The following is a 6914-nucleotide window of genomic DNA, read 5'->3' as shown; positions in this document are numbered from 1 at the left end:
GCGCGATGCCGGTGGCGCGGACCTCCGCGGGGAACTGTTCGGCCATGATGACCGCGCAGTTGGCGGAGTAGCCCAGGATCAGCAGCATGCCGGTGAGCTGGACCAGGAACAGGCTCACGAAGCTGCCGTCGAGCAGGTGCAGCAGCGGCCAGGCCAGGACGACGAACCCGGCAGCGAAGCCCGCCATGGTCGGTTTGCGGCCGATCCGGTCCGAGAGCAGCCCCGCGAACGGCAGCGCGACGACGAACACGATCAGGCACAGGGTCTGCGAGAGTAGGGCGGTCTTCAGCGCGATGCCGGTGGTCAGATTCGCGTACGTGGGAAGGTAGTTGACCCAGATGTAGTAGGTCAGGGTGCCCGCGATGGTGATGCCCGCGACGCGCAGGGTCGCGGCGGGATGCTCGACGAACATGGCCTTGACGGGGTTGGTGCGGGTGCGGCCCGCTCCTTGGGCCTGGGTGAAGGACTCGGTGTCCGACACCGAGACCCGCAGCCACAGACCGACCAGGCCCAGGAGCCCGCCGAAGACGAACGCGGCGCGCCAGCCCCACGCATGCACGGCGTCATCGCTCAGCAGCGAGGTGGTGAGGGTGCCCAGGAGCGAGGCGATGAGGACGCCGCCGGCCACCGAGACCTGCTGCCAGGAGCCGGCGAACGCACGCCTGCCCCGCGCGGCCGACTCCACCAGGAAGGCGGAGGAGGAACCGAACTCGCCGCCTGCCGAGAAGCCCTGCACGAGGCGTGCGACGAGCAGGATGAGCGGGGAGAAGAGGCCGATGGTGTCGTAGTTGGGGGTGATGGCGATGGCGAACCCGGCACCCGCCATCAGGGCGACGGTGAGGGTCATGCCCTTCTTGCGGCCGTGGCGATCGGCGTAGGCGCCGAGCACGGCGGCGCCCACCGGGCGCATCACGAAGCCGACGGCGAACACGGCCAGCGTGGACAGCAGGGCCACCGCCCCGTCGCCCTTGGGGAAGAACTCGTCGGCGATGACCTTGGCGAAGATGGAGTACAGGGCCCAGTCGACCCACTCCACGGTGTTGCCGATGGTGCCCGCGACGATGGCCTTGCGCTGGGCGCCGTTGAGCTTGCCGGGGGAGGGCGAGGGCGCATCTCCGTCTCGGGGCAGCGGACCGGCGGGTGCGGCGGATCCTTGGTTCATGAGGTGTGCTCCGGGGCGTCGGGGACGGAACGGGAGGTCGTCGGGCCGCTCAGCACGGCGCGCGCCGCGTCGGCGAGCTGGGCGTGCGTGGCGAACCAGACGTCGCGGTGGGCACGGATGTGGTCGAGCAGTTCGCGCAGCGCCACCAGGCGCGAGCGGTGACCGATGACGTGCGGGTGCAGGGTGAGCTGGAAGACGCCGCCGTCGCGGTAGGCGGCATCGAACTCGTCGGCCCAGATCTCCAGGACATCGCGCGGACGGCTGTGCGGGCGCACCGAGCCGTAGCGGTCCATCGTGAAGTAGGGGGCGTCGTCCCGGATCCAGTCCACGGGAATCTCGACCAGACCGGTGGGGCTGCCCCCGGCGACGATCTCGTACGGCTCGTCGTCGGCCATCAGCGAGGAGTCGTAGGCGAAGCCGAGTTCGAGCATGATGTCCAGGGTGGAGTCCGAGAAGTCCCAGGACGGGGTGCGGATTCCCACCGGCCGCTGCCCGGTCAGGGTGTCCAGGGTGTCCAGGGCGCGGGCGGTCAACTCCCGCTCGTCGTCGCGCCCGAGAAGCATGTTCCGTTCGTGGATCCAGCCGTGGACGGCCAGTTCGTGCCCGTCGCACGTGTACGAGCGCGCCTCCTCGGGGTGGAGCAGGGCGGAGACAGCCGGCATGAAGAACGTCGCGGGTACGCGGTGACGGGCGAGCAGGTCCAGGATCCGTGCCGCGCCGACGCGTGACCCGTACTCGCCCTGGGCCAGCCGGCCCGGACTGGTCTCGCCGTCGCGCAGCGGGATCGTCTCGTGGTCGGAGTCGAAGGACAGGGCGACCGCGACCCGGGCGTTGCCGGGCCAGCGGTCGGGGACCAGCCGCCGTCCGGCGCGCACCGCGTCCACATGGCCGCGCCAGGTCTCTTCGCTCCAGCGCCAGCTCTCCGCGGGCAGGCCGGTGTCGTCTGTGGGCATGGGTGACTCCACGAGGGTCGGGGGAGGTACGGGGATGTGGGGGAGGGAAGCAGGAACTGCGCGACGGCGGGCGTGAGCCGACGCGGTACAGGGGGCGGTTTGCCCGCTCAGACGGGGCGGACCATCCGGTGCCAGGAGTACTTCATGGTGACCAGATGCAAGGTCACGTCGGAGGCGATCAGGCCGGGCAGCCTGCCGATGACGTCGCTGGTGTAGCGCAGCAGGTCGGCGCGGCAGGGCAGCACCATGTGCCCGACGAGGTTGAAGCGGCCGGTCGCCGCGCCGAGGAACTTGGTCCCCGGATGCCGTGCGAGCTGTCGTCCCGCCGCCTCGAGCCGGTCGGGCTCGATCGAGAGCCAGACCATGAACTCCGCGTCGTACCCCAGCAGCGAGGGATCGACCAGGGTGCGGAACTGCAGGACCCCGCGGGCGATGAGCCGTTCCATGGCCCGCGCGACGCCGGACTCGGTGTGGCCCAGTTGCCGGGCCAGCGTGCTGACTTGGGTACGGCCGTCCTGTTTGAGCACCGCGACGAGATCCTGCTCCAGGGGCGTGAGCGGTTGTGGCGTCATGTCCCAGTCGTCCCGGTCGCACGACGATGCCAGGGACGCGGGCCGCAGAGCGGCCGCCGCCTCGGCGGACAGCAGTCCGGGATCCCACATGGACGCCGAGGTGAAGGCGCGGATGACCGGTACGGCCTCGGTGCCGGCGATGAGGTCGGCCGCCGGCAGGTCGGTATAGAGGATCCGCATCATCTCCTCGTTGTCGCGGGCAACGAAGTCGACGATCAGATCGGCGGCGCCGGTGACCACGGCCACGAAGCGGACGTCCGGACTCTCGGTGAGCCGGTCGGCGACGGCCAGACCCTGGCCGGGCCTGGCCTGTACCCGGACGAGCATGGAGGATCCCTCCCGCGTTCGGTCCAGCTCCAGGGTGCCGACGACCCGGAGCAGGCCCCGCTCGAGCAGCGAGCGGTACCGCCGCTGGGCGGTGGTCTCACTGGCACCCACCCAGCGCGCCAGAGCGCTCCACGGGGCACGACCGTTGAGCTGGAGCGCGGCGATGATGCGCTGGTCCAGCTCGTCGATGGTGCCCGTGGGGGCTCGGTGCGTCATGGTGGCGAAGGTATCGAGTGCCCTGACCACCGTCAATGATGGAATCCTGCATTAATGCTGGTCAGAGCGCTGCCATCCAGCGCCTTGAGCGTTACGGAGCGATAAACGACGCAGCTCGGACCCGCGTGAGCCGGGCGACTCCGCCGTGACGGATTACGCCACGCACGTGTCCGAAAAAGTTCCCCCGGCGTATACGCGGGGCGCGGGCGGGGGTTGTGTCCGGGCGCCGGGCGGTCCGTCACCTGGCTTCGGCATGGTTCTCCGGGAGTGTGGCCGGGTTCCGTGTGCCGTTGCTCGCGTGCCCGCGCCCCGGGTCCTGTGGGGGCTCGTTCGGCAACTGGCCCAGCTCGTTGGGGAAGCCGGAAGCCGGCAGGCCGTGGCGGGCGGAGAGAAGCCGGCAGTTGCGGCGATGCTCAACGGCCCGTCGGATGTGGGGAGACGCCTGCCCCGGCAGGCGGCATGTCCCGGACCCGCTCCCCGTACGCGCGCTCGTCGGCGTCGGCCAGCCAGAACCAGAGCGGCGGGAAGGCCAGTTCCATCACGGCCAGGGCCACCTGGAAGGGGTGCGGCCACCCGTGCACGGCCAACGACAGCAGCCGACCCACGCCGCCCAGCAGGAACACCGCGGCGAGCCACCGCACCACGCGCGCCGGGACGGGATCCTGCCGGGCCGCCCACAGCCAGACCAGCCCGTACCCGGCGAAGATCGCGCCGAGGAACCGGCCCAGGCTGTCGATGGTCGCGCCTGCGTCGGCCTCGCCGGGAATCGCGGCATTGCCGCCGATCACATGGAACAGGCCGATCGCCACGCATGCGACCCCCATCACCCACGCGAACACCCGCAGCACTCCGGCCATGACGCCCCCTGGCTCTTAGTTGACATGCGTCTACTAAGAGCCAGCCTAGGCGCCACTAGTAGACGCATGTCAAGTAGGCTGGACGGGTGCCGCCCCGCCGACGCCTGACGCCCGCCGACCGCCGCGCCCATCTGCTCGCCGTCGGCGCACGGCTCTTCTCCGCCGCCCCCTACGACGACGTACTGATGGAGGAGGTGGCCAAGGAGGCCGGGGTGTCCCGCGCCCTGCTCTACCGGCACTTCCCCAGCAAGCACGCGCTCTTCGCGGCGGTGTACCAGCAGGCCGCCGACCGGCTCCTTGCGGCGACCCGGTTCGATCCCCAAGCCACGCTCGTCGAACAGCTCACCCAGGGCCTGGACGCCCACCTCGACTACTTCATCGCCAACCGCCACGCCGTACTGGCCGCGAACCGGGTGCTCGCGGGCGACCCGGTCATCCAGACGATCATGACGGACGAACTCGATGCCCTGCGCTCACGCCTGCTCGGCGTGCTCCCGCTCGCCGACGAGCGCATGCACGACGCCGTCTCCGCCGCACTGAAGGCATGGCTGGTGTTCGTACAGGTGCTCTGCGTGGACTGGCTCACCCACGAGACCTGCACCCGCACCGAACTGCGCGACACCTGCATCGGCGCCGCGGTGGGGGCCCTGCACCCCCTGCTCCCCGCGGACGCGGCCACCGACTGGCCGCCCGCATGACTGGCACCGGCAAACGCTGTTGATCACGTGGGGCAGTCGTAGCTGGTGCCGGGCTGTTCGGGGTGATGATGCCGAGGCTGTGGATACGCCGGGCGCCGTGCGAGGCGACGCGCAGGCGGGTGAGGTACGCGCGTCACGGCATGCGGGTCCGTTCCCTCGAACCGGTTGTCTTCGCCTCTTGAAACCTCCCGGCCTCCGGCCCTTGGCAGGCTGGCACCTCCGGTGATCCGTACGGCGAACAAAGGGCGCACATGGCAGTGGTCCAGGGCATCTTGGCAGCGATTGCAGCAGTCGTAGTGGGCGTTCCCTTCGCAGCCGCACTCTCCGCCTGGGCAGACGGAGGGGTGAAAACAGCGGAGAAGTCCTCACCGCCTGGTCCTGCCGCCGGGGCCGGCACGGGCTCCGGGGGCGTCACGCTGGAGAAGGCCACGGGGGAGGGGCACAGTGACTGGGACGACCTGTCGCCTTCGTACCGCTGCAACCTCCTCATCGTCATGGGGGCCATCGTTCTGTTGGAACTGGCGGTGGGGGAGGTGGTCTCCGAGAACGGCTGCGCCTGGGCGATCGCGGCGCTCTGCGTGCTGATGGTGTCGACGGTCCCGTTCGTCCGCTACGAGAAGGGGGTACGCGGTCTGCCGCTGGCGGTCCATGTGTCGGGCGCGCTGGCGTTGGCCGCGGGGTGTCTGAGCATCGGTGCTTTCGTCACCCAGTCGCAGGCTCACGGGCTGGGGCTGGTGCTGCTTGCCGTCGCCGTATGCGGTGCGGCGACCACCGCCGTCCTGGCCCTGGTCCGCGCCCGGGTGACGCTCACCGTGCTGCCGGTCGCTGTCGCCGTCCTGGTGGCCGTGTTCGGTGCGGTCGCATCGTCCCAGTACAACTCGGCCGGTTACGCCATGCGCTACGGACAGCCCGTGCGCATGGCGCTGCCCGGCAGCTGCGTGCAGAGCGAGGGGATGGGGTGCGTGATCACATGGGACCAGACGGACCAGACGGACCGCGGGGCGCCTCCTGTCTTCTCGTACGGCCAGCAAGTCACCGTCCACTTCAGCCCGGAGGGCCGAGACCGCTACGGGCGCTACTACGCGCTCGGTGGCCTCTACAAGCCCGGAGACGACAACGACCCGACCGGGGTTTCCCTGGACACCCGCGCCGTCGAGGGCGACGCGTATGTGACCCTTGGCTTCAAATCCGACTCCTGGACGCCCCTGGGCCAGTTCCGTCTGCCCGGACTGATGTGGGCGGCGCTGCCCCTTTCTCTGCTCCCGCTGGGAGTGCACCTGTTCCTCGTCAGGGACAGGGCGGCACAACCGCTGCGGCGACGCCCGATGCGCCGGGCCGGAGTGACGGAACCTGCGCCCGACCAGGGCGAGCGGGCGTGAACGCAGCCGGTCGGGGCCCAGACTCGGCAGAACCACTCCAGCCTGCCGCGGCACCTGCCCGGTAGCGGGTCGTGACGGCGCACGCTCACGGTCCACGCCACAGGTTGGCGTAGGCGGCGTTCTCGATGGTCCGCCGCTGGCGTACGGCTTCCAGTTCCATCACCGCGTCGTGGACGGCGGCCAGCACGGCGGTCACCGCTTCTTCGTCGGGGCCGGGTTCGTCGTCGGATCGTCCGCCGTCGATGCCCACGGAGGAGGCGAGGGCGGCCAGAACGGGTTCCTTGTCCGTCCAGCGGTCGGCCGCGCGGCGGCGCGCGGGCGTATCGACCGCTTCCAGGCGTTGCGAGCCGAAGGACAGTCGGCTGCTGCGCTGGGGCTTGAGTTCGCCCTCGTCCTCCAGGGCGGTCTGGTAGGCGGCCGCGAGGTCCCGGCCGCGGCGCCACAGCCAGTCCTCGATCGGCTCGTGGGGCGTCTGCGGGGCGAGCTGTGCCGCGGCCTGGCCCAAGAACGGGTCGTCCGGCGCGGGCTGTTCACCCGGCACGATGCGGTCGCCGTCCACGGCGGCCGTTCCCGCGCCGATGAGATCGATCAGTTCGGCTCCGGCGAGGGCGAGGGACAGGTCGCCCTGGCCCACGGAATGCTTCGGGTCCGTGGCGATGATGAACAGGTCTTTCGCCGTGGTCATGAACGGCTCCCCTCAAAGACATCGGCAAAGGGCGCGGCCCTGCCGACCGGGCCCGGCCGGTCGGC

The 6914-nt window shown here is 70.6% G+C and carries 7 protein-coding genes; 2 read left to right on the top strand and 5 right to left on the bottom strand.

The features are described from left to right. The 4 genes from ACQKIP_RS35475 to ACQKIP_RS35460 all read right to left on the bottom strand — a co-directional run. Positions 1–1162 (bottom strand): MFS transporter (locus ACQKIP_RS35475; protein ID WP_427745081.1); only part of this gene is annotated, 1162 nt, incomplete at its 3' end. After that, the gene (locus ACQKIP_RS35470) at positions 1159–2115 is read right to left on the bottom strand and encodes a polysaccharide deacetylase family protein (RefSeq protein ID WP_427745080.1); all 957 of its coding nucleotides are present in this window, start codon (positions 2113–2115) and stop codon (positions 1159–1161) included. The genes ACQKIP_RS35470 and ACQKIP_RS35475, both read right to left, overlap by 4 nt. A gap of 107 nt (positions 2116–2222) precedes the next feature. Further along, positions 2223–3230 (bottom strand): Lrp/AsnC family transcriptional regulator, encoded by a 1008-nt coding sequence (locus ACQKIP_RS35465; protein WP_365856976.1) that lies wholly within the window; start codon positions 3228–3230, stop codon positions 2223–2225. A 413-nt stretch (positions 3231–3643) separates the two neighbouring features. Next, positions 3644–4087 (bottom strand): DUF4345 domain-containing protein, encoded by a 444-nt coding sequence (locus ACQKIP_RS35460; RefSeq protein WP_365856978.1) that lies wholly within the window; start codon positions 4085–4087, stop codon positions 3644–3646. 86 nt (positions 4088–4173) lie between these two features. Here ACQKIP_RS35460 and ACQKIP_RS35455 point away from each other — a divergent pair, with 86 nt between their 5' ends. Both ACQKIP_RS35455 and ACQKIP_RS35450 read left to right on the top strand, forming a co-directional pair. Continuing rightward, entirely contained in the window at positions 4174–4785 is a 612-nt protein-coding gene (locus ACQKIP_RS35455) for a TetR/AcrR family transcriptional regulator (protein ID WP_365856980.1), read from the top strand. Between the two features lie 344 nt (positions 4786–5129). Beyond that, positions 5130–6164, top strand: a complete 1035-nt coding sequence (locus tag ACQKIP_RS35450) for a hypothetical protein (protein ID WP_365856982.1) — start codon at positions 5130–5132, stop codon at positions 6162–6164. Between the two features lie 85 nt (positions 6165–6249). Here ACQKIP_RS35450 and ACQKIP_RS35445 read toward each other — a convergent pair whose 3' ends face one another. Next, positions 6250–6849 (bottom strand): GOLPH3/VPS74 family protein, encoded by a 600-nt coding sequence (locus ACQKIP_RS35445; RefSeq protein WP_365856984.1) that lies wholly within the window; start codon positions 6847–6849, stop codon positions 6250–6252. Positions 6850–6914: the final 65 nt, after the last annotated feature.

The organism is Streptomyces sp. NPDC059900 (genome assembly GCF_050270335.1).
Taxonomy (GTDB): Bacteria; Actinomycetota; Actinomycetes; order Streptomycetales; family Streptomycetaceae; genus Streptomyces.
Note: the sequence above shows the minus strand (reverse complement) of the source record. Positions and strands in the feature narration are given on the sequence as shown.

Excerpts from the sequence above, each read along its gene's own strand:
- ACQKIP_RS35470 (WP_427745080.1), bottom strand. The coding sequence starts at position 2,115 with ATGCCCACAGACGACACCGGCCTGCCCGCGGAGAGCTGGCGCTGGAGC.
- ACQKIP_RS35465 (WP_365856976.1), bottom strand. The coding sequence starts at position 3,230 with ATGACGCACCGAGCCCCCACGGGCACCATCGACGAGCTGGACCAGCGC.
- ACQKIP_RS35460 (WP_365856978.1), bottom strand. The coding sequence starts at position 4,087 with ATGGCCGGAGTGCTGCGGGTGTTCGCGTGGGTGATGGGGGTCGCATGC.
- ACQKIP_RS35445 (WP_365856984.1), bottom strand. The coding sequence starts at position 6,849 with ATGACCACGGCGAAAGACCTGTTCATCATCGCCACGGACCCGAAGCAT.